This is a genomic window from Micromonospora sp. RTP1Z1 (genome assembly GCF_033804685.1).
Taxonomy (GTDB): Bacteria; Actinomycetota; Actinomycetes; order Mycobacteriales; family Micromonosporaceae; genus Micromonospora.
In genome coordinates this window covers 15,821-41,397 of the sequence record NZ_JAPFQV010000035.1, presented here as the reverse complement: position 1 = coordinate 41,397, position 25,577 = coordinate 15,821, and the positions used below count along the sequence as shown (strand labels likewise).

Below are 25,577 nucleotides of genomic sequence, written 5' to 3'. Positions count from 1 at the left end.
CTCCGCCGGCGACGAGGCTGGCGTAGCGCGATCAGGGATCAGCGGACCAGGGCGTCCATCAGCCGGTCGAGCTCCGCCGCCGGATCGGCGGTCAGCCCGGTGTGCACCGGACTGGCCTGGATCATCGTGCTCCGCGGGGCGGCCAGCCAGCGGAACCGCTCCCCCGGCTTCATTGTCCGCGCCGGCCCGTCGCCGCCGCAGGTCCGGTCCCAGGAACCCAGCGCCGCCGCCACCGCCTCCAGGTCCACATCGGGGGCCAGGGCGCGCGCCCGGTCGGCGTCCAGATGGGTACGCGCGCCGAGGAAGTCGCGGGCCTGGCAGTACAGGATGACGCCCACGTTGATCTGCTCGCCGCGCTCCACCCGGGGCACCAGCCGGATCACCGCGTACTCGAAGGGCTCTCTCATGCCGCGCTCCCGGCGGGCAGCCAGGCGTCGGTCCGCGCGACCCGCCGGGCCAGGTGGTCCACGTACGCCGCCCGGGCGGCGTCGGGCGTGTCGAAGTCCGGGCCAGTCAACCACTCCCCCGGCACCAGCGCGAGGACCTCTGTGAGCAGCTCGCGGTCGATCCGCGGGGCCAGCTCGGCGTCCGCGTCGGCCAGCCGGGTGGCGTACGGGGCGCACGTGGTCGTCGGCCGGTAGGCCCGGTGCACGGCGGCCTCGGCCCGGGCCAGTTGTGGTGGAATTGACGCTCTTTCCGCCCTAAAGGACAGAGATTCCCTCCACGCTGCGCGTGGAACAGGGCACAGCGTCCGGGTGGATTCCTGCTTCCCGGCGCGGTGCCGGCACGGGTGCCGGTCTTACCTGCGCTCCACAGGCGTTTAGGCTCTCGGCGCGTCCCGCCGCGAGCACATTTCTGGCCGCGTTGATGTCCCGATCGTGGACAGCCCCGCAGGGGCAGGTCCACGACCGGACGCTCAGCGGCTTTGGTCCGTCGACACGGCCGCACACCGAGCACCTCTGTGAGGTGGGCATGAACCGACCGATGCGGGCGAAGGTCCGCCCGTACCGGGCGGCCTTGTACTCCAACATGTGCACGAACTGCGACCAGCCGGCGTCGTGCACGGATTTCGCCAGCCGCGTCCGGGCGAGACCGGTCACGCACAGGTCCTCGACGTACACCGCTTGGCTATCGCGGGTGATCCGTGTCGAGAGCTTGTGCTGCCAGTCCCGCCGGGTGTCGGCCACCCGGGCATGCGCCCGGGCGACCTTGACGACGGCCTTGGTGCGATTTGCGCTGCCCCGCTGCTTGCGGGACAGGTTCTGCTGCAACCGCCTGAGCTTGCGGGCGGCGCGCCGCAGGAACTTCGGGGCCGCCACCTTCTTGCCGTTGGACAGGACCGCGAAGTGGGTCAGACCCAGGTCGATACCAACGTCGACGTCGACCGGCGGCAGCGGCTCGTCGCTGGTGGTCACCACGAACGAGGCGAAGTATCGCCCGGCCGCGCCCCGGATGATCGTGACCGAACTGGGCGCGGCCGGCAGCGCCCGAGACCAACGCACGTCCAGGTCGCCGATCTTCGGCAGGCGCAGCCGCCCGTTGTCCAACATGCGGAAACCGGAGTTCTTCGTGAAGCGGATGGCCTGCCGGTTGTCCTTTCGGGACCGGAACCTCGGCGGGGCTACCGTACGGCCCTTGCGCTTGCCCGACAGTGACGTGAAGAAGTTGCGGTAGGCCGTGTTCAAGTCGGCGAGGGCCTGCTGGAGCACGACGGCGGACGCGTCGGAGAGCCACGCCCGTTCCGGCGTCTGCTTGGCCTGGGTGATGACCCGTTTCGACAGGTCACCGTCCGACAGGTACGGCTCGCCGTTCTGTCTGGCGGCCTGCCGTACGCGCAACCCGTCGTTGAACACCACCCGCGCACACCCGAACGCCCGCGCCAACGCCTCCTGCTGGCCCGGCGTCGGGTAGACCCGGTAGTTGTACCGAAGCAGCACATCGGACAGCCTTCCATCGCCCTACGACACAAATGGCTAACATGCGTGTCGGTTGATATTGCGCTTCCCGCACGCCCATTTTCGTGAAATGCCCCGGCACAACAGTGTTCGTCGACCGGCACCTGAACCGTATGGAGGAGACCAGACCTGCGGGCGGTGCGCCGACTTCGACTGCTAGCTGGTCGAGTTCAACGGCCGGGACAGGCACGTCCACCTGTTGGTGAACTTCCCACGCAAGGTCACCCTGCCGAGGTGGTCAACTCCCTCAACGGCCTTTCCTCCCGCCGACTATTGCAAGAGCTTCCCGACCTCGAGCGTCACTACCACCAGTCCGACCGGCTCTGGTCACGCTCGTACTTCGCCGGCACCGTCGCCGGCGCACCCCTTACCCCGCCTTCACCCCGCCCGAAGCGCGGCGCACGGGCCCGATCTTGGTAGCCGAGCGCGCCGGGCAGGGAGTCCATCCCCAGGTTCGGCCCGCCGCTGTTGCACAGCGGCTCCTGCACCTCCTGGTCGGGCTCGGCCCGCCGACCGACGCTCCACGGGCCGGCGGTCAGTCGTTGAGCTTGTCCCGCAGGTCGGTCACCCGCTTCTCCAGCCGGCCCACCGCCTGCTGGTTGTTGACGAAGGTGCTAATGCCGGCGGCGAGCGCGAGTCCGAGCAGCACAGCCAGGGCGCTGAGGACCAGGCCACCGATCGCCACGCCGCGCCCGGTCACCCCGGGACGCCGGCTCATCCGCAGCCCCGACGATAGCCAGGATGATGCCGATGATGCCCAGCAGCAGCCCCACCGAGGCCAGGATCGCGGTGAGCACGCTGAGCAGCGCGGCCACCCCGAACACCAGCCCGAAGGTGGCCGCGACGCTGGTCTTGGCCCGGGTCGGGGCCGCCGGACGGGCCGCGGCCAGACCGGCGCCACGGGCCGGTTCGCCGGACGCTGTCTTCCCACACCTCGCACTCCTCGCGACGGTCGCGGGCCTCGCATCTCCGCTGCCCTGGCGCATATGCGTCGGCCCGGGCCTCCGGCAAGGCACCTGCTCCTGCTGTCCGTTTCGACGAACGCCACCGGCACATCCGCGACGAACCGGGATGATCTCCGGCCAAAGATCGACGACTCCGCTCGCGTCCCGCCGGGAACGTCGGACCGGCCGCCTATGCTGGCCGCCACCATCGACGGAAGGCGGCCCGTGGACGTGCGGCTCACCGGCGCGGAGGCGCTGGCCCTGCGGATGACCAGCCTGCTGCTGCGCCCGCATCCGACCGCCCGGCCGGACGACGTGGCCGGGGTGGTCGAGTGGTTCGGCGCCATGCAGGCTCAGGACGTGGCGAGCGGCATGTGGTCGCTGGGCGTCCGCCTGCCGGGGCGCACCCTGGCCGACGTGCGGGCGGCGCTGGAGCGTCGGGAGGCGCTGCGGACCTGGCCGATGCGCGGCACCGTCCATCTCGTACCGGCCCGGGACGCCCGCTGGATGCTGGCGGTCACCGGCGTCCGTACGCTGGCCGCGGCCGGCGCCCGCCGGGCGGCCCTGGGGTTCGTCGAGGCCGAGGCCGACCGGGCGGCCGACGTGCTGGGCGCCGCGCTGGCCGGCGGCGGCCGGCTCACCCGCGCCCAGTGCCTCGCCACCCTGACCGCGGCCGGGATCGACACCACCGGCCAGCGCGGTTACCACCTGCTCTGGTACGCCAGCCAGCGCGGCGTCACCTGCATCGCCCCGCACGTCGGCTCGGAGCAGACGTTCGCCCTGCTGGACGAGTGGGCGCCCGACCCGCACCGGCCGGAGCGCGACGAGGCGCTGGGCATCCTGGCGTTGCGCTACTTCCGCAGCCACGGCCCCACCACCCGGCAGGACTTCGCCGGCTGGACCGGGCTGACCGCCGCAGACGCCCGGCGGGGCATCGCGGTGGCCGGTGACGCCCTCACCACCGTCCGGGTCGACGACACCGAGGCCGTCGTCGACGCGGCGCTGCTCGACGCGCCGCGCGGACCGGTCGACGACCTGCACGTGCTGCCGGGCTTCGACGAATACCTGCTCGGCTTCAAGGACCGGGCGCTGATGCTCGACCCGGCCCACAAGCAGGCGGTCATCCCCGGCGGCAACGGGGTCTTCCAGTCCACGGTCGTCCGCGCGGGCCGGGTGGTGGGCACCTGGAAGCGCACCCTCACCAGGACCCGGGCCACGGTCACGGTGCACCCGCTGGCCCCGTTCGACGCCGGGCTGCGGAGCCGGGTCGAGGCGGCGCTGGACGGGTACGCCCGTTTCCTCGGCCTGCCCCTTCGTCATTCCTGGTGACCGGCCGCCGCGTGGCGGGCCAGGTCGGCCGGGGTGTCCAGGTCCCGGGGTGACCCCAGGCCGTCGCAGGGCACCACGGTCACCAGGTCGGGACGGGCCCGTAGGAGGTCGCGGGCGCCCCGGTCCCCGGTCGCGTACCGGTCGAGCAGCGGCCACACTGCGCGGTCGAGCAGCACCGGGTGCCCGACCCGCCCGGCGTAGCCGGCGGCCGCGACGGGCGCGCCGGCGGCGTGGGCCGCGCACACCAGGCGCACCGCCGCCGGGGTGAGCGACGGCTGGTCGACGAGCACCACCACGGCGGCGCCGACGGGCCCGGGCAGCGACGCCAGGCCGCAGCGCAGCGAGCCGCCCAGCCCGTCCCGCCAGTGCCGGTTGTCGACCAGCACGGCCCCGGGCAGCTCGGGCAGCGCGTCCGCGCCTGCGCCGACGACGACGTGGACCGGCGCGCAGCCGCCGGCCCGGAGCAGGCGGACCGCGCGCCGGACGAGCGGCTCGCCGTCCAGCTCGACCAGCGCCTTGGGCCGGCCGAACCGGCGTCCCGCCCCGGCGGCGAGCAGCAGCCCGGCGACGGTCACCGCAGCGACCCCGCGGCACAGCCGGCGGGGATGCCGCTGCGCACGCCTCCGGACGGGTCCACGGCCAGCAGGTCGCCGGGCGCGGTCACGCCGCCCGCGGTGCTGGACACCACGGTGGCCAGTCCGAACGGGACGCCCCGCCGGCGCCAGTCCCGCGCCGCGGCCAGTACGTCGTCCATGCGGCCCCGCCGATCCACACCCGTCGGGCGTTCGCCCGGTTTTGTCCGTTAATGACAGGGGCAACGGTAGTCTGGCCGGGTGCGGGGCGGGCGGGAGAGCGGGAATCCGGCGGACGGCCAGTGGTCGTCCCGGGTCGCCGTCACCGTCAACGGCGTCGGCCACGACCTGACGCTGGACAACCGGACCACCCTGCTGGACGCGTTGCGGGAACGGCTCGGCCTGACCGGCAGCAAGAAGGGCTGCGACCATGGCCAGTGCGGCTCGTGCACGGTGTTGCTCGACGGCCGGCGGGTGAAGAGCTGCCTGATCCTGGCCGTCACCCTCGACGGTCGGGAGGTGACCACGGTGGAGGGACTCGCCGGACCGGACGGGCTCTCCCCGCTCCAGGCCGCCTTCGTCGCGCACGACGCCTTCCAGTGCGGCTACTGCACCCCCGGCCAGCTCTGCTCCGCCCGGGGGATGCTCGACGAGGTGACCCGGGACTGGCCCAGCGCGGTGACCGGGGACCTCGACGGGCCGGTGGAGCTGACCGACGCGGAGGTGCGCGAACGGATGAGCGGCAACCTGTGCCGTTGCGCCGCGTACCCGAACATCGTGACCGCGATCCGCGCGGCGGCGGCGTCGGAGTGAGAGCCTTCCGCTACCAGCGGCCCACCGACGTCGCGGAGGCGGTCGCCCTGCTCGACGCGGACCCGGAGGCGGCGTACCTGGGCGGCGGGACCAACCTGGTGGACCTGATGAAGCTCGGCGTGCACCGGCCGGGCCTGCTGGTGGACGTGACCGGGCTGCCGCTGGACACGGTGGAACCCGGGCCGGACGGCGGGTTGCGGATCGGCGCCACCGCGCGCAACAGCGACCTCGCCGCGCACCCGCTGGTCCGGCGGGACTACCCGCTGCTCGCCAGGGCCCTGCTCGCCGCCGCCTCCGGGCAGGTGCGCAACATGGCCACCACCGCCGGCAACCTGCTGCAACGCACCCGCTGCGGCTACTTCCAGGACACCGCGAAGGCGTGCAACAAGCGGGAGCCCGGCGCCGGTTGCGCGGCGCTGCATGGACAGAACCGCGAGCTGGCCATCCTCGGCTGGTCCGAACGCTGCGTGGCGACCCACCCGTCGGACCTGGCGGTCGCCCTGGTCGCACTGGACGCGGTGGTGGAGGTACGCGAGCCGGACGGCCCTCGGGACGTGCCGCTCACCGAGCTGCACCGCACCCCCGGTGACTACCCCGAACGGGAGACCACGCTCCCCCGGGGCGCGCTGATCACCGCGGTACGGGTCCCGCCGCTGCCGTTCGCCCGGCGGTCGACGTACCTCAAGGTGCGCGACCGGGCCTCGTTCGCGTTCGCGGTCGGCTCGGTGGCGGCGGCGCTCGACCTGGACGGGGACGTGGTCCGGGACGTCCGGCTGGCGTACGGCGCGGTCGCGCACCGACCGTGGCGGGCGTACCGGGCGGAGGAGCTGCTGCGCGGCCGGCCGTTCACCGCCGAGCTGGCCGCCCGGGCCGCGGACGCCGAACTCGCCGTGGCCCGGCCGTTGCGGCACAACGGGTTCAAGGTGCCGCTGATCCGCAACCTCACCGTCCGCGCGCTGACCGAGCTGGCCGGGGCGGTACGGCCGTGAGCGCGCCACCGGTCGGCGCGGTGGGCCGGGGACACCCCCGGCTGGAGGGCCGGGACAAGGTCACCGGGGCGGCCCGGTACGCGGTCGAGTATCCGGTCGCGGACGTGACGTACGGCTGGGCCGTGCCGGCGGCCGCGGCCCGCGGCCGGATCGTCCGCGTCGACGTGGCCCCGGCGCTGGCCCTGCCCGGGGTGCTCGACGTGCTGCACCACGGCAACGCGCCCCGCCTGACGCCCGGGGTGGACGCGGACCTGTTCCTGCTGCAGGAGCCGACCGTGCACTACCGGGGGCAGTTCGTCGCCGTCGTGGTGGCGGAGACCATCGAGGCGGCCCGGGAGGCGGCCGGGCTGGTCCGGATCGACTACGACACCGAGCCGCACAGCACGGTGCTGTCGGAACACCACCCGGGGCTGTACCGGCCGGACAAGGTCAACCCGAACTTTCCGACGGACACCGCCGAGGGCGACTTCGACGCCGGCTTCGCGGCCGCCGAGGTGCGCGTCGACGCGACCTACCGGACCCCGGCCTACCACAACAACCCGATGGAGCCGCACGCCACCACCGCCCGATGGCGGGACGGGCGGCTGCTGGTGCAGGACTCCAACCAGGGTTCCTCGCCGGTGCAGGCGACCCTCGCCGAGCTGTTCGGGCTGCCCCGGGAGGCGGTCCGGGTGGTCGCCGAGCACGTCGGCGGCGGTTTCGGCAGCAAGGGGTACGCCAGGGCGGCCGTGGTGCTCGCCGCGCTGGCCGCCCGGCAGGTGGACCGGCCCGTCCGGCTGGCCCTGACCCGGCAGCAGCTCTTCGGTCCGATCGGGTACCGGACCCCGACCATCCAGCGGGTCCGGCTCGACGCCGACGCCGACGGCCGGATCGCCGCGGTCTGCCACGACGCCATCAGCCAGACCTCGACGCTGACCGAGTTCGCCGAGCAGACCGCCGTCTACACCCGCAGCATGTACGCCGGGCGGCACCGGCGCACCACCCACCGGCTGGTGCGGCTGGACGTGCCGACCCCGTTCTGGATGCGCGCGCCGGGCGAGTGCCCGGGCGCGTACGCGCTGGAGTCCGCGATGGACGAGCTGGCGACGGCGTGCGGCGTCGACCCGGTCGAGCTGCGGGTCCGCAACGACCCGGCGGTCGACCCCGACGGCGGGAAGCCGTTCAGCAGCCGCAACCTGGTCGCCTGCCTGCGCGAGGGGGCGCGCCGGTTCGGCTGGGCCGACCGCGACCCGACGCCGGGGGCCCGCCGGGACGGGCGGTGGCTGGTCGGTACGGGCGTGGCCGGGTCCAGCTATCCGGCCCGGGCCCGGGCGGCGGCAGCGACGGCGACCGCCGCCCCGGACGGCACCTTCGAGGTACGGATCAACGCGACCGACATCGGCACCGGCGCCCGGACCGCGCTGTGGCAGGTGGCGGCGGACGCGCTGGGCGTACCCGTGGAGCGGGTCACGATCCGGGTGGGCGACAGCGACCTGCCGGCGGCCGGGGTGGCCGGCGGTTCGATGGGCACCGCCTCGTGGAGCTGGGCGGTGATCCGGGCCGGCGAGGGGCTGCGCGAGCGGCTTCGGGACGCCCCGGGCGGGGCGGTGCCGGACGACGGGCTGACCGTCGAGGTGAACACCGCCGACGAGGTCAAGGCGCAACGCCCGATGGCCCGGTACGCATACGGCGCCCAGTTCGCCGAGGTGCGCGTCGACGCGGACACCGGCGAGGTCCGGGTGTCCCGGCTGCTCGGCGTCTTCGCCGCGGGCCGGGTGGTGAACCCCACCACCGCCCGCAGCCAGCTCATCGGCGGCATGACGATGGGCATGTCGATGGCGCTGCACGAGGAGGGCGTGCTCGACGAGCGGTACGGCGACTGGGTCAACCACGACTTCGCCATGTACCACGTCAGCGTCTGCGCGGACGTGGAGCGGATCGAGGCGTACTGGCTGCCGGAGGAGGACCCCGATCTCAACCCGGCCGGGGTGAAGGGGCTGGGCGAGATCGGCATCGTGGGCACGGCCGCCGCGATCACGAACGCCGTGCACCACGCGACCGGGGTACGGGTCAGGGACCTGCCCGTCCGGCTCGACAAACTGCTGGAGCGCCTGCCCACGCGGTGACGGAGTTGTCGGCAGCGGTGACGGCGGATCGTCCCTGATCAGAAGGGGGGCGCGTCCTCGCCCATCAACGCCAACGTGACGCCTCCTTTTCCGCTCTTGAGGCTTTGAACCACGACCTTGCCGGTGCTGCCGTCGGGCAGCTCCAACGTGAAGGACTTTCCGACCGCGTTTTTGGGGCCGTTGCCGGCGCTGTTCGCGGGCCGGAAGTCTCCTGCCCACGGCGGGGTTCCGCCCTTGCGCCCAGGCTCGCTGAAGAGCGCGGCGGTGCCGGGGGTTCTGGTGCCGTCTGAGGAGAGAAGCGTTGAGGCACTGCGATAGGTAGCCATATGCAGCAAGGCTATCTCGGACTGCGCTCGGTCGCGCGTTGCGGTCCCGGAAGTGCCTGGTGGAGTTGGAGTCCCCGGCCGGGATCGAACCGGCGACATCTCGCCTACAAGGCGCTTTCGGCAAAGGTCGCAGCGTCCGCTGACGTCCATGGGGTTCGGCTCCGAGGCGACACCCGTCCGCACTCGTCCGGCCTCGGCCGCCACCGTTGATGTCAACGACTGATGTCAGGTCGCCGCTGCCTGGGGGTGGAGCTGAGGGGATCTGAACCCCTGACCCCCTCGATGCGAACTGGCTGCATCCTGGTCTGGTCGGGCTGTTCCTCGGTTGCCGAGGGCGATCCTCACACTACTTGCTGTAGGGTCGCGCGTCGGTGACGCCACAGCCAACGTGGCAACGGATGGGAGACCATGTCGATGTGGGCTGACCTATGGCACGTGCAGATCCCGGTGCTGGAGAAGGTGCTGCGGACCGTGCTCGTCTACGGGGGTCTGGCGGTGCTCCTGCGCGTCGGCGGTAAGCGTGAGCTTGCCCAGCTCAACACCTTCGACCTGGTGGTGATGCTGCTGCTGTCCAATGTTGTGCAGAACGCGATCATCGGCAACGACAACAGCCTGGCCGGCGGTCTGATCGGCGCGGCCGTGCTCGTCGCGATCAACGCCGGCCTGGTACGCGTGGTCAACCGGCGTCCCCGGCTGACCCGGATCTTCGAGGGAGCACAGACCGTCCTCGTCCGTGACGGCAAGGTCGACCCCGAGGCGCTGCACCGGCTCGGGCTACGCCACGCCGACCTCGCCGCGGCCCTGCGTCGCCAAGGCGCCAGTGACGTACACGAGGTCAAGAAGGCCACGCTCGACCCCGGCGGCGTGATTGTGGTGACACTGATTGAGGAGGCTCAGGACGTAACCCGCCGAGATCTCCACAGCGATCACCAAGCACTGCTGAACGACATCCGCGCGGAGATTCACGCCGCCGGCGCGGACCTCGAGGCACGCCTCACCGACCGTTTGAACCAGTTGGCCACCACCCCCCGGCCCGCCCGTACAGAAGAAAGCGGCTGACTGTTCGAAGACGAAGAAGCGGGAGAAGCGTCCACCGGCGCCTGCCCTTGCCCGCGTCGGTCTCGAAAAAGGCCGTCTCCCACTACGGGAAACGGCCTTTGAACTGGGTGGAGCTGAGGGGATTTGAACCCCTGACGGTGAGGATGCGATCGGGGGCCGGCGGCTGCTGCCACCGGCCCCCGATCGCGCCGGTCAGTCGGCGAGCGCGCCGGCCGCCCGGCCCTCGTGCAGGGTCAGGTTGCGTCCGGTGGACGGGTCGAACAGGTGGATCTTTTCCAGGTTGAACCAGACGCGCCGGTTCTCCCCCTCGGTCACCGGCGACTCGGCGGACAGCCGGGTCACCAGGCTGGCCCCACCGCCGCTGAAGTCGGCCCCCGCGTCGGCGGCCAGTTCCTCCAGCTCGGCGGCGGTGGCCTTCTCCCCCTCGATGGTGAAGTAGACGTACTTGTCCGAGCCCATCGACTCGACGATGTCGACCGGGGCCTCGAACTCCATGCCCCGGCGACGGATGTCGTCGTCGACCAACTCGGCGTCCTCGAAGTGCTCCGGCCGGACGCCGAGGATCAGCTCGCGCGGCGCGTCGCCGGCCTCCAGCTCGCGGCGGATCCGCTCGCCGATCGGCACGTCGCCGAGCGCGGTACGCAGCTTGCCATCCTCGACGGCCGCGTGCAGGAAGTTCATCGACGGCGAGCCGATGAAGCCGGCGACGAAGAGGTTGCGCGGGTGGTCGTACAGCTCCTGGGGCGGGCCGACCTGCTGCACCGCCCCGCCCCGCATGATGACCACCCGGTCGCCGAGGGTCATCGCCTCGGTCTGGTCGTGGGTCACGTAGACGGTGGTGGTGCCGAGCTGCTTCTGCAGCCGGGACACCACCGTGCGCATCTGCACCCGCAGCTTGGCGTCCAGGTTGGACAGCGGCTCGTCCATCAGGAACGCCTTCGGCTGCCGGACGATGGCCCGGCCCATCGCCACCCGCTGCCGCTGGCCGCCGGAGAGGTTGGCCGGCTTGCGGTCCAGCAGCGGGGTCAGCTCCAGGACCTTCGCCGCCTCGTCGACCTTGGCGTCGATGGTGGCCTTGTCCAGCTTCGCCAGCCGCAGCGGGAAGGCCATGTTCTCCCGGACGGTCATGTTCGGGTAGAGCGCGTACGACTGGAACACCATGGCGATGTCCCGCTCCCGGGGCGCCTTGTCGTTGACCCGCTGCCCCGCGATCCGCAGCTCACCGGAGCTGATGTCCTCCAGTCCGGCGATCATGTTGAGGGTGGTGGACTTCCCGCAGCCCGACGGGCCGACCAGGATCACGAACTCGCCGTCGGCGATCTCCAGGTCGACGTCCTGCACCGCGACGGTCCCGTCCGGGAACCTCTTGCTCACCTTGTCCAGCACGATGTCAGCCACTGTTACCACCTATCCCTTGACTGCGCCGGAGGTCAGGCCGGAGACGATGCGGCGCTGGAAGAAGAGCACGAACAGGATGATCGGAATGGTGATCACCACGGCGGCGGCGCAAATCGCCCCGGTCGGGTCCTCGAACTGCGACTCGCCGGTGAAGAACGACAGCGCGACCGGCACCGTGCGGGACCGCTCGGTGGAGGTCAGCGAGATGGCGAACAGGAAGTCGTTCCAGCAGAAGATGAAGACCAGGATCGCCGTGGTGAACAGCCCCGGCGCGGCCAGCGGGGCGATGACCCGCCGGAACGCCTGGCCCTGGGTGGCGCCGTCCATCTTCGCCGCCTTCTCCAGGTCCCACGGGATCTGCTTGAAGAACGCCGACAGCGTGTAGATCGCCAGCGGCAGGGCGAAGGTGATGTACGGCAGGATCAGCCCCGGCCAGGTGTCGAAGAGGCCGAGCTGCCGCTCGATCTCGAACAGCGGCGACACCAGCGACACCTGGGGGAACATCGCGATCAGCAGGGAGACCCCGACCAGCAGCTTCTTGCCGGGGAAGTCCAGTCGGGAGATCGCGTACGCGGCCATCGCGCCGAGCACCACCGCGACCAGGGTGGCGATCAGCGCGATGCCGATCGAGTTGGCCAGGGCCCGGACGAACTGGTCGGTGGCGAAGATCGTCCGGTAGTTGTCCAGCGTCCACTCCCGGGGCCAGAACTTCCCGTCGGTGAGGGTGCCCGGGGTCTTGAACGACAGCGAGGCGATCCAGAGCACCGGGATCAGCGCGAAGACGACGACGATGACGTCCAGCAGACCCCAGCGCAGCTTCGCCCGCGTGGTGGTTTCGACTGACATCTCAGCGCCTCTCCCCGTCGTCGCTGCCCGGGGCAGCGGTACCGAACAGCTTCACGAAGACGAAGGCGATGATCGCCACGGTGAGGAAGATCAGCACCGACATCGTGGAGCCGATGCCGAGGTTCAAACCCCGGATCAGGTTGTTGTAGGCGAGCATCGACACCGACGAGGTCTCGTTGCCGCCCGCGGTGAGCACGAAGATGTTGTCGAAGACCCGGAACGCGTCCAGCGTGCGGAACAGCAGGGCGACCAGGATCGCCGGCTTCATCACCGGCAGCATCACCTTGGTGAACCGCTGCCAGGAGGTCGCGCCGTCGGTGGAGGCCGCCTTGAGCAGGTCCTCCGGGACCAGGGCCAGGCCGGCCATCAGCAGCAGCGCCATGAACGGCGTGGTCTTCCAGATCTCCGCCAGCATGATGATCGCCAGCGAGCTGGCCCGCTCGGTCAGCGGCGCGCTTCCGTCGAAGACGTTCGCCAGGTAGCCGGTGCCGGGCGTCCAGGCGTACCGCCAGGAGAAGGCCGCGACGACGGTGACGATGCCGTACGGGATCAGCGCCGCGGTGCGGACGATGCCCCGACCGACCAGCGTGCGGTGCATGATCAGCGCGAGTCCCATGCCGAGCACCAGCTCGACTGCCACCGTGACCACGGTGATCAGCGCGGTGACCCCGAACGCGGTCCACCAGAACTGGTTGGTCAGCACGGTGGCGTAGTTGTCCAGCCCGATGAACTCGCGCTGGTCGGGGAAGCGCAGGTCGAAGCGCTGCAACGACAACCAGACCGAGTAGATGATCGGGTACGCGGTCACCAGCACCATGACCAGCGCGGCCGGCGCGCACAGCAGCCAGCCGAGCCGGCGCTCGGCCCGCTTGTTCTCGCTCAGCGGTGCCTTCGCCCGTCGGCCGGCCCGCTGGGTGGGCACCGCCGCGTGCCGGCCGGTGGGCCGTTCGGCCTCGGCGGCGACCTCGCTGCCGGCGGGGGTGGCGTTGATGCTCATGCCGTCACCTCCGGTCGACGGTCGCGGTGGATTCGCCTGTTCACGGGAGGACCCCCTTCGAGACGAGGGCGTCGGCGATGGCCTTGCGCAACTCGTTCGCGGTCTGCTCGGGCCGGATGCCCGACGGCGGCGACAGGATCGCCGACATGACGGTGGAGATGCTCTGGTAGGCGGGGGTCAGCGGACGGACCGCCGGCTCCTTGAGCTCCTCCAGGATGGTGTCCTTCATCGGGTACGCCTTGTCCATCTCCGGGTCGTCGTAGACCTGCTCGATGGTCGGTGGCACGCCGTCGTTGACGGCGGAGAACTTCTGGTTCTTGGCGTTGCGGATGCACCGGGCCGCCTCGAACGACTCCGTCGGGTGCTTGGAGTATTTGCTGACGGCCATGTTGACGCCGCCGATGGTGACCTTGCTCGGGGTGTTCCCGTCGATCCCCGGCACCCTGGCCCACTTGACCTTCTTCGCCAGGTCCGGGTTGGCCTCCTGCATGGCCGGATAGACGAAGGGCCAGTTGACCTGGAAGGCGCCCGAGCCGCCCTGGAACTCCAGCCGGACGGGGTCCTCGGTGGCGTTGCTGAAGGACGGCGACGTCACGCCCGACGTGGCGAACTTCCTGAGCTGGTCGAGCGCCTTGACGGTGCCGGCGTCCATCACCGCCTGCTTGCCGTCGTCGCTGAGGATCTTCCCGCCCGCGCTCTCGGCCAGGGTGTTGTAGAGGACGACCAGGCCCTCGTACTGGGCGCCCATGGTGAGCACCCGGTACGGCTTGCCCTGCTGCTTCAGCTGCTGGGCAGCGGAGATCATCTCGTCCCAGGTCTTCGGTGGCTGCGGCACCAGGTCGGTGCGGTACCAGAGCAGCTGGACGTTCGTGTTCTTCGGCGCCGCGTACAGCTTGCCCTCGTAGCGGGCGGTGTCCAGCGGCCCCGCGAGGGTGCCCTGCTCCACCTCCGCCTTGTCCTGGCCGGTCCACTCGCGGATCCAGTTCGCGCTGGCGAACTCCTGGGTCCAGGTGACGTCGAGGCCCAGCACGTCCATCCCGCTGTCCTGCGCGGCCAGCCGGCGCACCATCTGCACCCGCTGGTCGTCGGCCTGCCGCGGCAGCACCCGGTAGACGATCTTGTAGCGCCCCTGGGCCTGCGCGTTGCAGTCGTCGACGACCTTCTGCAGACTCTGTTCCGGGGGGTAGTACAGGTTGATCGTCGGCGTACCGCCGTCGCCGCCGGACCCGCAGGCCGCGAGCGGCGCCACCAACGTCAGCGCGGCGGCTGCCGCCGCCGCACGGAATCGTGGCCGCCGCCGGTCCGCGGCCTCGTCGGGGTCTGTCGTCATCGCCCTCCCCCTTTTCTTCGGCGAGAGCCGGGGGAAGTCGCCCGTGCCCCGGCGCACGGCGAGACGGTCGGGGCGTCGGCTGCGGCAAATCCACCCGGCCCCGGACGTTTCGTGCGGCAACAGTGCCCGACCCGCGACTCTCCGAAACCTGACGGTCACGAGACGGGAGGTACCTCGCGTGCCGGCGTGGGATCACCACGCTGCGCGCCCCCCGCGCGGCCCTTACGCTCGGCGGATGGACGCCACCTTCGTGGCGAGGTCCGTGGGTGTCAGGCCGGGCCGGCATGATGGCCGGATGATCGCGCGCTTCAAGGACCTCTGTATGGACGCCGTCGGCGCCCGGGCGCTGGCCGGGTTCTGGGCCCGGATCCTGAACGGCGAGGTGATCGACACCGGTGACGGTGACGCCCGGGTGGACGCGCACCCCGGCGGGGCCGGACCGGAGTCGATCTGGGTCAACCAGGTGCCCGAACCGCGTACCGGCAAGACCCGCGTCCACCTGGACCTGCGGCTCGCCGACGCGGACCCGTCGGCGCTGCTGGCGGCCGGCGCCCGGCTGGTCGGGGAGCCGGACGCGGAGGTCGACTGGTGGGTGCTGGCCGACCCGGACGGCAACCAGTTTTGCGCGTTCCCGCCCGGGGAGGACAAGCGGCCGGGCGTCTTCGAGCTGGTGGTGGACAGCACCGACCCGGCCGCGCAGGCGGCGTGGTGGGCCGGCGTGGTCGGCGGCCAGGTCGGCGGCGGCGGCGAGGACTACGCCTACCTGACCGGCGCCGCCGGGTTCCCCTGGGAATCGTGGATCTTCGACCCGGTGCCGGAGCGCAAGCGGGTGAAGAACCGGGTGCACTGGGACGTCGACCTGACCGGCCCGGACGCCACCGCGCTGATCGCCGCCGGCGCCACGCTGCTGCGCGAGCCCGACGACCGGGCCGCCTGGTGGGTGCTGGCCGACCCGGAGGGCAACGAGTTCTGCGCCTTCCCGCCGCGTCACACCCAGTGAACGGCGAGGCTACCCAGCGTGCGCCCGGTGCACTAGTGCGGTGTCCACTAACGTTCACCGGGTTTGCGGTGGGTGTTGTGGATCCTCGCCTGTTGGGCGAGCGACTCCCCACCGGGTGGTGGGGCGGGCCTCCGCGGGCCAACTGATCCTCGCGCCACCTTTGGTGGGCGGCGGGGGTCGCGCCGGGACCGGCCGGCACCGGGCAGGTGCCGACCGGCTCGACGGTGCGTGACCACCTCCGGCAGCACAACCGCTGTCGGGGTGGTGGATCCGCCGCCCGGGGTGCGGGTGGCGATGCTGGCCGCCGCAACGAGGTCACGGTGGCCGGAGAATGCGCAGTGCGGGCACGACAACGTCCGGCCGCAGGGTTTCGGCACCCGCCGGTGACAGGCGGGGCAGGTGGACGAGGTGCCGCGTTCGTCGACCAGCCGGACGGTGATCCCGGCCAGGGTGGCCTTGTCGACGAGGCCCTGCATCAGCCGGCCGATCTGCCACTGCCGCAACCGCAAGTTGTGCCGCCGCCCCGAAGGAAGGTCCAACACCCCGCGAGGATCACCGACGTGCAGCACACCCACCCGCTGCCGCACCGCCCACGACACGACGCTACGGGCGGCTTCGTGCTGGGCCTGACGGATCCTGCGCCGGTGCCGGCCCTCCACCAGTCGTGTCCGACGCCGGTACTGCCGCCACCGCCGCGACCCCTTCTGACCTGGCTTCGGCGCCCGACGGCCAACGGCACGTTGCCGGCCCTTCGTGTCGGCGAGGTGCATCCGGTGCTCGGCGCGGATCGCCCGCCCCGACACCAACAGTCCCTCCCCGCCCGGGCCGGCCACGGCGTAGGGGTGGATGATTCCCAGGTCCACCCCGGCCACCCTGCCAGGATCCGGTTGTTCACCGGGCGGATAGACGGCCACCGGCACCTCGGCGGTCACGTCAAGGAACAGCCGGCCACCTTCACACAGCAGGGTGATCGACCGGACCTGCTCGACCGGATACGGCACCTCCCGCGCCAGGCGCACCCACAACGGCGCACTGCCTTTACCGGTGGGGATCCGGACCCGGCGGCCGTCGAGGGTGAACGTGCCGTGATACCAGCGCACCGGCACCAACCCCCGCCGACGACGCGGAAACCGGGCCAACACGTCACCGTCCTTGCGGCGTTTCGCCGCCGCGAACCACGCATCGGAGAACCGGCGCAACACCGACCTGGCACCCGTGGTGTCCAGTTCGCCGAACGTGCCCGGCCCCGACCCGGACAGCTCCCGACACAACTGCTGATAGCCGACCTGCGGCGTGTCGTGGCGGCGGCGCCGCCAGGCGTTGACCTCCAACACACATGCCCACACATCACCGGCCGAACGCAGCAACCCGAAACACCGCCGCCGCTGCCCCGGCGTCACCCGCAACGCCACCCGGGCCGTGCGATGCACGACCCGCAGCGCAGCGGGATCCCGACGACGAGGCACGAACCGAAGCCAACACCACCCCTACGACAATTTCCCCCCAACCAACCCGCCAACGTATGTGGTCAGAGCACTAGAGTTTCGGTAGCTCCGCAGCCAGCGCGTCGCCGTCGAAGTCGATACGCCACCGGCCGACCCCCGACCCGCCCGAACGGTTGGTAATCGCGGGAACCCCCTCTGCCGCATCACCGGTTGGGCAGGATCGTCCCCAACGAGGAGGTTGTCGTGCAGGACACCCGCGCTCTCGCCCTGACGTTCGAGGTGAGCGGCCTGCCCCCGGTCAAGACCGAGGCCCTGTCCATCTTCGCCGCCGGGCACCGGCAGGCGACCCGGGTCCGTGCCCTGCTCCAGGCGGCCTGCGAAGCCGCCCAGCGCACCGGCTGGACCCCGCTCGCCGGGCCGATCGAGGTGGACCTCACCCTGCGCTGCCCGCCCGGGCACCGCACCTCCGACGCCAGCACGCTGCTGGGCGGAATCTGCGCGGTGCTGCAGGACAAGAAGCGGGTGGCCAACATCGGGCTGGCCCACCTCGGCGTACTGGTCGACGTCGCGCTCTACGACGACGACCGGCAGATCCGCCGGCTGTCGTACGTCGAGGAGCCGGCGGAGGACTTCTCGTACCAGGTCCGGGTGGCCGCCGTACCCACCGTGGTTTGACCGACGGCCGCGGTTGGGTACCGCGGCCGCCGACGAAGGGAGCGCCGATGTCGGAGCCACATGTCACGCTCGACCCGAGCGGGCTGGATCCCGTGCAGCAGAAGCTGCGCGGCCCGCTGGAGGATCAGCTGACCTCGGCCCTGCAGGCGGCCATCGAACGGGTCCGCGCGAGCTACGCGGGCGAGCCGGTCGAGGAGGTCTGCCGCCGGTTGCTCGACGAGACCCGGGCCGGCCTGCACCCGGACATCGCGGCCGGCTTCAACCCCGACATGGACGAGTTCTGCCGGGTCGCCGTGGCGATCGTCCGGGGCGGGGGCTCCTGAGGCACGCCTGAGCCGACCGCGCCGACCCTCGGTCGGCACGGTCGGTTCCGTCGGCCCGGGGCGCCCGCCTCGACCACGGCGAACGCCGCCGCGGCTCAGCTCCGGCGCACGTCGACGGAGACGACGTGGGTGCCGTCGGGACGGGCGGACTCGCCCAGCCGCACCGGCACGGCCGCGCCGGACGGCGGCTGGAGCCCGAGCCCGAAGCTGAGGTACCCCTCGAAGTCCCCGGCGGGCGCCCAGCCACGCAGCGTGGGGTAGCCGATGGTCCGCCCGGGCGCGCTCACCGTGCTCCGGCCGCTGCTGTCATGCCCCTGCGCCGGGTTGAAGCGGACCGCGAGGAACGCGGTGCCGGGCAGCTCGACCGGGGCGCCGCTGCCGTCGGACTCCACCCGGGCGACATAGCCGACCTGGTAACTCGGCGTGGGGCCGCGGAAGGCGAAGGTGATCCGGCTGAACCCCTCGGCCGGGTGGTCACCGACCTGGATCTGGACCAGGACGGGCAGTGGCTCACCCGGCGCCGGGGTGACCGGCACCCGGACGGTGTGCGCCACCCGGGCCGGCGACGAGGGCTCCGCCCAGCCGTACGTCACCCGCCACTGCCCGGCGGCCCCGGTCGGCGTGGCGGAGGGTCCCGGGGTGCCGGCGGTGGGCGGCGGCGTCGTGACGGGCGCGGTGGCGGCGGGGGTCGCGCTGGGCGCGGGCGCCGTCGACGGCGCGGAGGTCGCGTCGTCCCGGCCGGTCGTACAGGCGGCCGCCGCGAGCAGCACGACCAGGCTGGCGAGCAGTGGTACGCGCTGAGGTGTCATGACTCAGTCTGACTCCGGACGGGGGGCATCGGACAGAGCCGTTCGTCCCGGTTCAGGCGACCTCCCTGACACCGGGAAACGCCAGCCGACAGGACGGCAGGGTGGCGGCGAAATCGTACAAGCCGCTCTCGTCGCCTCCTGTCGCACCAGGTGAGTAGGCCCGCTTCACCTCCCGGCGAAACGTCAGGAACTGCTCATCATCCTGGAACGAATGCTGTCCTGAGTCTGGCAGTTCCTCGATCAGTTCCTCAACGGTCGGAGTGAGGACGAGCCTGCCGTCCACCGTCAGGAACCGGTCCGGGTCATTTCCGCCCAACAGCGTGTAACCCGAGACGAGATCAAGGTTGACGCCGACGATCCACAGGGTGGTCGCTCCACTGAGCTCCTGGATGAGACGGCAGGAAGCCCACCGGGCCGGGTGCGGTCGGTGGCTCCGCTGTCGATGCGTGGCGCGATCACCCTACGAGAAGGGCGGTACCGGCCGAGGTCCCGTGGCGGGCGGCGCACAGCGCGACCACACGATCCCTCCTCGGGCCGGAGACGGGTCAGGACCGGGTCCGCAACTCCCCGGTCCTGACCCCCAGCCGTCCGGCGTGGTAGCGGAATTCGCCGTTGCGAGCGCGGCGGGCGTGGCACGCCGCCCACGCCGGGCTCAACACGGCGAGCCGGCCCGCATGCACTCAGCTCCACGGTGCCCAACTACCGGACTTCGGCGCGTCCCCGACTCACCCCGAAGAGCCGTGAACGCGGGCCCAGGTTAGGCATCCCGCCGCAGGCCGGACAAGCTCTTGCCGGCCCGGGAGAATGTGATTGATACCTACGTTGAAATGCGGCATGTCGGCGTAACAGGGTCAGCCGGAGTGGCGCTGTTTCTCCTCGGAGCGACCGGTCCGCCCATCGACCCGCCGAGCCTCCGCCCGGCCGACCGCCACGGCGCCGGCGATCAACGCGAGCGCGCCCAGATGCAGCAGCCGCACCCCGCCCGGGGCTGGCACTGTGGCGTACGGCAGCGCCGGCAGCACCGCCGCCCCGGCGGCCGTGACGATCAGCGCCGCCCCCCAGAAGACCGTGGGTTGCGCCGGCGGCGCCGGGGGTCGTACGCCGTCAAAGATCTCATGCCGGCGCGCGGCGCGCAGGGCCAGGCCGACCACGACGACGGCGCCGACCACCGTGCTGAGCAGATCGGCGAAGAACCACCAGTACATGCCGGTGAGCGCATGCCAGTCGACACCGAGGACGCGCAGCCAGCGGTCGGTGTGGGTGACCCGGTCCAAGGCGACGTGGCTGGCCGCGCCGATCAGCGCCGAGCAGACGGTGACCTGCCAGGGATGCCGCACGCTGCCGAGCGCGGCGTGGTCGGGCCAGGCGAACGCCCGCTGCCCGGGCAGGTGGACGGCGATGCCGGCGATCACCCGACGGACGATCCAGGCGTAGCCGAGCGCCACCGGCAGGCACCACCAGAGCAGCCCGCCCAGCGTGTGAGTTCGCAGTCCGAGGTCGAACCGGGTGCCGGTGAACAGGTAGCAGACGTCCGGCGCCACCGCGCCGGTGGCCAGCGCCACCCCGTCGAACCACTGCGGGCGCCACAGCTTCAGCGGCAGCACCGGGGCCAGGTGCGAGGGGAACGTCAGCGGCACGACCTGGACATTACCGGCGGATCAGAAGTGCCGGAGCAGGTCGGGGAAGGCGGCCAGCCGGACCACCCCGGTGTCGGTCGGGTCCAGCTCGTCGTGCTCCAGCACCCAGGTGTTCTCGTTGGGGATGAACACCGCGTTCAGGCCGGCGGCCCGGGCCGGCAGGATGTCGGACCGCGGCGAGTTCCCGATCATCCACGCGCCGGCCGGGTCGAACCCGTGCTCGGTGGCCAGCCGACGGTACGTGTCGACGTCCTTCTCCCGGACGATGTGCGCGGCGCGGAAGTGGCGCAGCAGACCCGAGGCGTCGAGCTTGCGCTGCTGTTCCTCCTGCTCCCCCTTGGTCAGCAGCAGCAGGTCGTGGCGGGTGGCGAGGTCGTCCAGCGTCTCCGCGACCCCGGGCATCAGCTCGACGGTGTGCCCGACCAGCGCCGCGGCCAGCTCGTCCAGCTCCCGGCGCTCCGGCTCGGTGGCCGGCCGCTCGCGCAGCCGCTCCAGGCACTCCCCCAGGCTGCGCAGGAAGACCTTGCTGCCGTAGCCGTGCGCCACGGCGTTGGCCCGCTCGATGTCGTCGAGGACGGCCCGGATCTCGGTACGGTCCAGCGTGGGGTGGTCCAGCCAGGCGAGGAAGTCGTCGATCACCCGCTCGAAGAGGACGTTGTTCTCCCAGAGCGTGTCGTCGGCGTCGAAGATGAGCACCGTCGCCTCCCGGCGCTGCCGCATCGCGTTCCCCTTCCGTGTCCGGACCCGGGACACCCTACTGCGCACGGCCGCCCCGGACATCCGGTTATGTCCCGGGTCGACGGCCGGTCGGTCCGGGTGGACTGGCCGAAAGCCGACGTACCGGCGGCGGGCAGCCGACTGCGCGTGCCCGGGTCGCCGGGTGATGCTTCGGCGATGACGACCTCTCGCGATCATCCACGCGCGACCCGGTCCCGGCCGCCCGGCCGGAACCGGCGACACCGGAGTGCGGCCACCGGACTGGTGGCCGCACTCGTCGCGGCGGGCAGCGCCCTTTCCGCGACACCGGCCCTCGCGGTCAACGCCACCCACGCCACCGTGGTCAGCGCCGACCCGGCGAACTGGACGCCGCACGCGCTCGACGGCACCGTCTACCGGATCCTCCAGATCGGCAACCGCGTCTACCTGGCCGGCTCCTTCACCAAGGTCCGCAACGCCGGGACGACGGCCGATCTGGCCATGGCCCGGCTGATCGCCTTCGACGCCACCACCGGCCGGATCGACACCGCGTTCCGACCGGTGGTCAACGGCACCGTCAAGGCCCTCGCCGCCTCCGCCGACGGCCGGTCGCTCTACATCGGCGGGTCGTTCACCTCGGTCAACGGTGTCGCCGCGCCCCGCGTCGCCCGGATCGACGCGGCCACCGGGGCGCGGGTCGCCGGGTTCGCACCGGCGGCGCTGAACAACCAGGTCAACGACATGCGCCTCGTCGGCGGCCGGCTGATCGTGGGCGGGGCGTTCCAGACCGTGGCCGGGGTGACCCGGCGCGGGCTGGCCGCGCTGGACGCGGCCACCGGCACCGCCGACGGGTCGGTCAACCTGCGGCTCGAGGGTCCCCGGGTCACCTCGAGCGGAGTCACCGCTCCGGTGAAGGTCGAGGCGCTGGACGTCTCGGCCGACGGCGGCCGGCTGATCTTCGTGGGGAACTTCAGCTCGGTCGCCGGCCAGCCGCGCCACCAGCTCGCGGTCGCGGGGCTGACCGCTACCGGCGCCACCCTCTCCGGCTGGTCGACCACCCGGTACCAGCCACAGTGTGCCCGGAGCATGCCCACCTACCTGCGTGGGGTGGACATCTCCCCGGACGGCACCTGGTTCGTCGCGGTGAGCACCGGGGCGGCGTTCCCGGGGACGCTCTGCGACTCGGCGTCCCGCTTCGAGTTCGGCACGGAGACCGCCGGCAAGCAACCCACCTGGGTCAACTACACCGGCGGGGACACGCTGCTCTCGGTGGCGATCACCGGGACGGCGGTCTACGTCGGCGGGCACCAGCGCTGGCTGGACAATCCGTTCGGCCGCAACTCGGCCGGCGCCGGGGCGGTCTCCCGCCCCGGTATCGGGGCGATCAACCCGGTCACGGGCAGGGCCCTCGCCTGGAACCCGACCAAGGACCGGGGCGTCGGCACCGGCGAGCTGTACGCCACCGACCGCGGCCTGTTCATCGGCAGCGACACCACCAAGGTGGCCGGCGAGTACCACGGCCGGGTCGCCTTCTTCCCGCTGCCCTGACCCGCACCGCCGGGGGCGCGACGGATCACGAGGTCGCCGCGCCCCCGGGCCGGTCAGCGGCGCAGGGTGAGGATCAGGTCGGCGACCAGCGCGGTCCAGCCGGTCTGGTGCCAGGCCCCCAGGCCGGCGCCGTTGTCGCCGTGGAAGTACTCGGGGAAGCAGATCAGGTCCCGCCAGTCCGGGTGGGTCTGGAAGAGCTGGGCCGCGCCGTAGATCGGCCGCCGGCCCCAGCCGTCCCGGGTGAAGAGCGAGATCAGCCGGGCGGAGAGGTCGTCGGCGACCTCATCCAGGGTCCGCTTCTGCCCGGACCGGGTCGGGTACTCGACCTGGAGGTCGTCGCCGAAGAAGGCGGCGTAGTCGCGCAGCGCGCTGATCAGCAGGAAGTTGGTCGGCATCCAGATCGGGCCGCGCCAGTTGGAGTTGCCGCCGAACAGCCCGCTGGTCGACTCCGCCGGCTCGTAACCGACGCAGAACTCCTGGCCGCCGAGGGTCACCGCGAACGGCTTGTCCAGGTGGGCCCGGCTGAGCGTCCGCAGGCCGTACTCGGAGAGGAACTCGTCGGTGTCCAGCATCCGGGCGAGCAGCCGGACCACCTGGTCCGGGCCGACCATGGAGAGCAGCCGCTGCTGACGGCCGTCGGGGCCGAGCCGGCGGGCGCCGATCACCTCGGCGTACTCGGGGCGGTTGGTGAGGAACCACCGCAGCCGGGCACCCAGCTCGGGCAGCCGGCGCAGGGTATTCGCGGTGAGCCGGGTGGTCGCGGCGAGCGGCAGCAGCCCCACCACCGAGCGGACCTTCAGCGGGACCTGGCTGCCGTCGGCCAGCCGCAGCACGTCGTAGAAGAAGGCGTCCTCGTCATCCCACAACCCCTGGTCGTACGCGGCGGCGGCGATGTACGCGAAGTGCTCGAAGAACTTCGTCGCGGTGTCCACGTACGCCCGGTCGTGCTCGGCCAGCACGATCGCCATGTCGAGCATGTTCAGCGCGTACATGGCCATCCAGCCGGTGCCGTCGGACTGTTCGAGCACCCCGGCCACCGGCAACGCGGCCGAGCGGTCGAACGGTCCGACGTTGTCCAGCCCGAGGAAGCCGCCCTCGAAGACGTTGTTGCCGCCGGTGTCCTTGCGGTTCACCCACCAGGTGAAGTTGAGCAGCAGCTTGTGCATCACCCGGGCGAGGAACTCGTGGTCCCGGGCGCCGTCGATCTCGAAGACCTTCAGCGCCGCCCAGGCGTGCACCGGCGGGTTCACATCGCCGAACGCCCACTCGTACGCCGGGATCTGCCCGTTGGGGTGCAGGTACCACTCGCGGAGCAGGAGCAGCAGCTGCTCCTTGGCGAAGCCCGGGTCGACCCGGGCGATGGTGACACAGTGGAAGGCCAGGTCCCAGGCCGCGTACCAGGGGTACTCCCAGGGGTCGGGCATGGAGATCACGTCGAAGCTGTTCATGTGCCACCAGGCGCTGTTGCGCCCGTGCCGCCGCCCCGGCGGGGGCGGCGTCGAGCCCAGGTCGCCCTCCAGCCACCGCTTGACGTCGAAGTGGTAGAACTGCTTGCCCCACATCAGCCCGGCGATGGCCTGCCGGGCGACCAGCGCCTCGTCGGCACCGGCGGCGGCCGGGATGACGCTGTCGAAGAACCGGTTCGCCTCGGCGCGCCGGGCCCAGAGCACCGCGTCGAAGCCGTCGACCAGGTCGGCCGGCGGCGGCGGGGCGGGCGCCGGCGGCGGCGGGGCGGTCCGGGTCAACCGCAGCCGGATCTGCCGCTGCCCGCCGGCCGGCACCTCGAAGACGTAGTGCAGCGCGCCCTTGGTCCCCTCCCGGTCCGGGTTGACCGTGGCCGCGCCGGCCACGACGTGGTCGTTGATGCCGTCCTTCGGGTACGGCGACCGGCCGGGCAGCCCCCAGAGCCGCTCGGCGTTGGTGTCGTTGTCGCAGAGCAGCGGGGTCGGCGTGCCGTCGCCCTCCAGCAGGATCTGGCCGAGCACCCAGTGCTCGCCGACCAGCCGCGCGCCGTCGCCGACCAGCTTCGGCACCCGGTCGCCGCCGGGCAGCCCCCACGCCCAGGTGTTGCGGAACCAGAGCGAGGGCAGCACGTGCAGCCGCTCGGCCCGGTCGCTCCGGTTGGCGACCGTGACCAGGATGCACATGTCGGTCGGGGACGCCTTGGCGTAGTCGACGGTCACCGCCCAGTACCGGTCGTCGTCGAAGATCCCGGTGTCGACCAGCTCGTACTCGGTGTCGTCCCGGCCGCGCAGCGCGTTGACCGCGACCAGCTCGTCGTACGGGAAGGCGGCCTGCGGGTAGTGGTAGCGCCAGCGCATGAAGGAGTGGGTGGGGGTGGAGTCCTCGTACCACCAGTATTCCTTGACGTCCTCGCCGTGGTTGCCGCCGTCGCCGCCGAGGCCGAACATCCGCTCCTTGAGGATCGGGTCGTGGCCGTTCCAGAGGGCGAGGGCGAAGCAGAACGTCTGCCGGTCGTCGCAGACGCCCGCCATGCCGTCCTCGTTCCACCGGTAGGCTCGGGACCGCGCGTGATCGTGGGGGAAGTAGTCCCAGGCAGTGCCGTGTTCGCTGTAGTCCTCCCGTACCGTCCCCCACGCCCGCTCGGACAGATAGGGACCCCATGCGCGCCAGTCCTGCTCCCCGGCATCGGCCTGGGCGAGCCGGAGACGCTCGGGGTCGGGGGCAGCGGAGGTCGGACGGTCAGTGATCACCTGCACATCTTCGACGCCGCCGGGGTACATCACCACAGCGGCCATTGTCGTCGTGGCGTGTAGCACC

The 25,577-nt window shown here is 71.9% G+C and carries 27 protein-coding genes; 10 read left to right on the top strand and 17 right to left on the bottom strand.

All coding sequences use genetic code 11. The features are described from left to right. Positions 1–38: 38 nt before the first annotated feature. The 3 genes from SLP03_RS18535 to SLP03_RS18525 are packed head-to-tail and all read right to left on the bottom strand — an operon-like array spanning position 39 to position 1,937. A complete protein-coding gene (locus SLP03_RS18535; RefSeq protein ID WP_319461863.1) occupies positions 39–407 on the bottom strand; it encodes a DUF3037 domain-containing protein in 369 nt (122 codons plus the stop codon). Next, positions 404–652 (bottom strand): hypothetical protein, encoded by a 249-nt coding sequence (locus tag SLP03_RS18530; RefSeq protein WP_319461862.1) that lies wholly within the window; start codon positions 650–652, stop codon positions 404–406. The genes SLP03_RS18535 and SLP03_RS18530 overlap by 4 nt, the downstream gene beginning before the upstream one ends. Positions 653–701: 49 nt before the next feature. After that, the gene (locus SLP03_RS18525; protein WP_319461861.1) at positions 702–1,937 is read right to left on the bottom strand and encodes a transposase; all 1,236 of its coding nucleotides are present in this window, start codon (positions 1,935–1,937) and stop codon (positions 702–704) included. Between the two features lie 156 nt (positions 1,938–2,093). Between SLP03_RS18525 and SLP03_RS31680 the strand changes: the two genes are divergently transcribed. Further along, positions 2,094–2,375 (top strand): transposase, encoded by a 282-nt coding sequence (locus SLP03_RS31680; protein WP_413644551.1) that lies wholly within the window; start codon positions 2,094–2,096, stop codon positions 2,373–2,375. 115 nt (positions 2,376–2,490) lie between these two features. Here the strand turns inward: SLP03_RS31680 and SLP03_RS18520 are convergent, their stop codons facing one another. Then, positions 2,491–2,673: a hypothetical protein gene (locus SLP03_RS18520; protein WP_319461860.1), complete on the bottom strand. Its 183-nt coding sequence runs from the start codon at positions 2,671–2,673 to the stop codon at positions 2,491–2,493. 418 nt (positions 2,674–3,091) lie between these two features. Here SLP03_RS18520 and SLP03_RS18515 point away from each other — a divergent pair, with 418 nt between their 5' ends. Beyond that, on the top strand, positions 3,092–4,228 hold the full coding sequence (locus SLP03_RS18515) for a winged helix DNA-binding domain-containing protein (RefSeq protein ID WP_413644550.1): 1,137 nt from the start codon (positions 3,092–3,094) through the stop codon (positions 4,226–4,228). On the opposite strand, the gene SLP03_RS18510 is transcribed toward SLP03_RS18515, so the two are convergent. Further along, positions 4,216–4,824 (bottom strand): nucleotidyltransferase family protein, encoded by a 609-nt coding sequence (locus SLP03_RS18510; protein ID WP_413644552.1) that lies wholly within the window; start codon positions 4,822–4,824, stop codon positions 4,216–4,218. The two genes, SLP03_RS18515 and SLP03_RS18510, sit on opposite strands and share 13 nt — an antisense overlap. After that, on the bottom strand, positions 4,800–4,982 hold the full coding sequence (locus SLP03_RS18505; RefSeq protein ID WP_319461857.1) for a hypothetical protein: 183 nt from the start codon (positions 4,980–4,982) through the stop codon (positions 4,800–4,802). The genes SLP03_RS18510 and SLP03_RS18505 overlap by 25 nt, the downstream gene beginning before the upstream one ends. Before the next feature lie 79 nt (positions 4,983–5,061). Here SLP03_RS18505 and SLP03_RS18500 point away from each other — a divergent pair, with 79 nt between their 5' ends. From SLP03_RS18500 to SLP03_RS18490, 3 genes are read left to right on the top strand one after another with little or no spacing between them, the layout of a single operon-like run. Beyond that, positions 5,062–5,613, top strand: a complete 552-nt coding sequence (locus SLP03_RS18500; RefSeq protein WP_319461856.1) for a 2Fe-2S iron-sulfur cluster-binding protein — start codon at positions 5,062–5,064, stop codon at positions 5,611–5,613. Further along, positions 5,610–6,602 (top strand): xanthine dehydrogenase family protein subunit M, encoded by a 993-nt coding sequence (locus SLP03_RS18495; RefSeq protein ID WP_319461855.1) that lies wholly within the window; start codon positions 5,610–5,612, stop codon positions 6,600–6,602. Before SLP03_RS18500 ends, SLP03_RS18495 begins: the two co-directional genes overlap by 4 nt. Continuing rightward, positions 6,599–8,707 carry a xanthine dehydrogenase family protein molybdopterin-binding subunit gene (locus SLP03_RS18490; protein ID WP_319461854.1) on the top strand — a complete coding sequence of 703 codons (2,109 nt, stop codon included), beginning with the start codon at positions 6,599–6,601 and terminating at the stop codon, positions 8,705–8,707. The genes SLP03_RS18495 and SLP03_RS18490 overlap by 4 nt, the downstream gene beginning before the upstream one ends. Before the next feature lie 38 nt (positions 8,708–8,745). Here the strand turns inward: SLP03_RS18490 and SLP03_RS18485 are convergent, their stop codons facing one another. Further along, the gene (locus tag SLP03_RS18485; RefSeq protein ID WP_319461853.1) at positions 8,746–9,033 is read right to left on the bottom strand and encodes a hypothetical protein; all 288 of its coding nucleotides are present in this window, start codon (positions 9,031–9,033) and stop codon (positions 8,746–8,748) included. Positions 9,034–9,468: 435 nt separating this feature from the next. Between SLP03_RS18485 and SLP03_RS18480 the strand changes: the two genes are divergently transcribed. Beyond that, entirely contained in the window at positions 9,469–10,092 is a 624-nt protein-coding gene (locus tag SLP03_RS18480; protein ID WP_319461852.1) for a DUF421 domain-containing protein, read from the top strand. Between the two features lie 192 nt (positions 10,093–10,284). Here SLP03_RS18480 and SLP03_RS18475 read toward each other — a convergent pair whose 3' ends face one another. The 4 genes from SLP03_RS18475 to SLP03_RS18460 are packed head-to-tail and all read right to left on the bottom strand — an operon-like array spanning position 10,285 to position 14,663. Next, complete coding sequence (locus SLP03_RS18475; protein ID WP_319461851.1) at positions 10,285–11,490, bottom strand: sn-glycerol-3-phosphate ABC transporter ATP-binding protein UgpC; 1,206 nt, start codon at positions 11,488–11,490, stop codon at positions 10,285–10,287. A 9-nt stretch (positions 11,491–11,499) separates the two neighbouring features. Then, on the bottom strand, positions 11,500–12,336 hold the full coding sequence (locus tag SLP03_RS18470; RefSeq protein ID WP_319461850.1) for a carbohydrate ABC transporter permease: 837 nt from the start codon (positions 12,334–12,336) through the stop codon (positions 11,500–11,502). A gap of 1 nt (position 12,337) precedes the next feature. Beyond that, positions 12,338–13,333, bottom strand: coding sequence for a sugar ABC transporter permease (locus SLP03_RS18465; protein WP_319461849.1), 996 nt, complete (start codon positions 13,331–13,333; stop codon positions 12,338–12,340). A gap of 40 nt (positions 13,334–13,373) precedes the next feature. Next, positions 13,374–14,663: an ABC transporter substrate-binding protein gene (locus tag SLP03_RS18460; protein ID WP_319461848.1), complete on the bottom strand. Its 1,290-nt coding sequence runs from the start codon at positions 14,661–14,663 to the stop codon at positions 13,374–13,376. Positions 14,664–14,958: 295 nt separating this feature from the next. Between SLP03_RS18460 and SLP03_RS18455 the strand changes: the two genes are divergently transcribed. Then, positions 14,959–15,663 (top strand): VOC family protein, encoded by a 705-nt coding sequence (locus SLP03_RS18455; protein ID WP_319461847.1) that lies wholly within the window; start codon positions 14,959–14,961, stop codon positions 15,661–15,663. A 47-nt stretch (positions 15,664–15,710) separates the two neighbouring features. Here SLP03_RS18455 and SLP03_RS18450 read toward each other — a convergent pair whose 3' ends face one another. Further along, entirely contained in the window at positions 15,711–17,093 is a 1,383-nt protein-coding gene (locus SLP03_RS18450; protein WP_319461846.1) for a transposase, read from the bottom strand. Between the two features lie 258 nt (positions 17,094–17,351). Here SLP03_RS18450 and SLP03_RS18445 point away from each other — a divergent pair, with 258 nt between their 5' ends. Beyond that, positions 17,352–17,783 carry a hypothetical protein gene (locus SLP03_RS18445; protein ID WP_319461845.1) on the top strand — a complete coding sequence of 144 codons (432 nt, stop codon included), beginning with the start codon at positions 17,352–17,354 and terminating at the stop codon, positions 17,781–17,783. A gap of 47 nt (positions 17,784–17,830) precedes the next feature. Then, positions 17,831–18,106, top strand: coding sequence for a hypothetical protein (locus tag SLP03_RS18440; RefSeq protein WP_319461844.1), 276 nt, complete (start codon positions 17,831–17,833; stop codon positions 18,104–18,106). A 95-nt stretch (positions 18,107–18,201) separates the two neighbouring features. On the opposite strand, the gene SLP03_RS18435 is transcribed toward SLP03_RS18440, so the two are convergent. The 4 genes from SLP03_RS18435 to SLP03_RS18420 all read right to left on the bottom strand — a co-directional run bounded on the left by SLP03_RS18435 (position 18,202) and on the right by SLP03_RS18420 (position 21,272). Then, the gene (locus SLP03_RS18435) at positions 18,202–18,915 is read right to left on the bottom strand and encodes a hypothetical protein (protein ID WP_319461843.1); all 714 of its coding nucleotides are present in this window, start codon (positions 18,913–18,915) and stop codon (positions 18,202–18,204) included. 52 nt (positions 18,916–18,967) lie between these two features. Further along, entirely contained in the window at positions 18,968–19,231 is a 264-nt protein-coding gene (locus SLP03_RS18430) for a hypothetical protein (protein ID WP_319461842.1), read from the bottom strand. A gap of 535 nt (positions 19,232–19,766) precedes the next feature. After that, on the bottom strand, positions 19,767–20,552 hold the full coding sequence (locus SLP03_RS18425) for a DUF4184 family protein (protein ID WP_319461841.1): 786 nt from the start codon (positions 20,550–20,552) through the stop codon (positions 19,767–19,769). Between the two features lie 21 nt (positions 20,553–20,573). Continuing rightward, entirely contained in the window at positions 20,574–21,272 is a 699-nt protein-coding gene (locus SLP03_RS18420; protein WP_319461840.1) for an HAD family hydrolase, read from the bottom strand. 174 nt (positions 21,273–21,446) lie between these two features. Between SLP03_RS18420 and SLP03_RS18415 the strand changes: the two genes are divergently transcribed. Further along, a complete protein-coding gene (locus SLP03_RS18415; protein ID WP_319461839.1) occupies positions 21,447–22,796 on the top strand; it encodes a hypothetical protein in 1,350 nt (449 codons plus the stop codon). 53 nt (positions 22,797–22,849) lie between these two features. Here SLP03_RS18415 and SLP03_RS18410 read toward each other — a convergent pair whose 3' ends face one another. After that, positions 22,850–25,555 (bottom strand): MGH1-like glycoside hydrolase domain-containing protein, encoded by a 2,706-nt coding sequence (locus SLP03_RS18410; RefSeq protein WP_319461838.1) that lies wholly within the window; start codon positions 25,553–25,555, stop codon positions 22,850–22,852. Positions 25,556–25,577 lie beyond the last annotated feature (22 nt).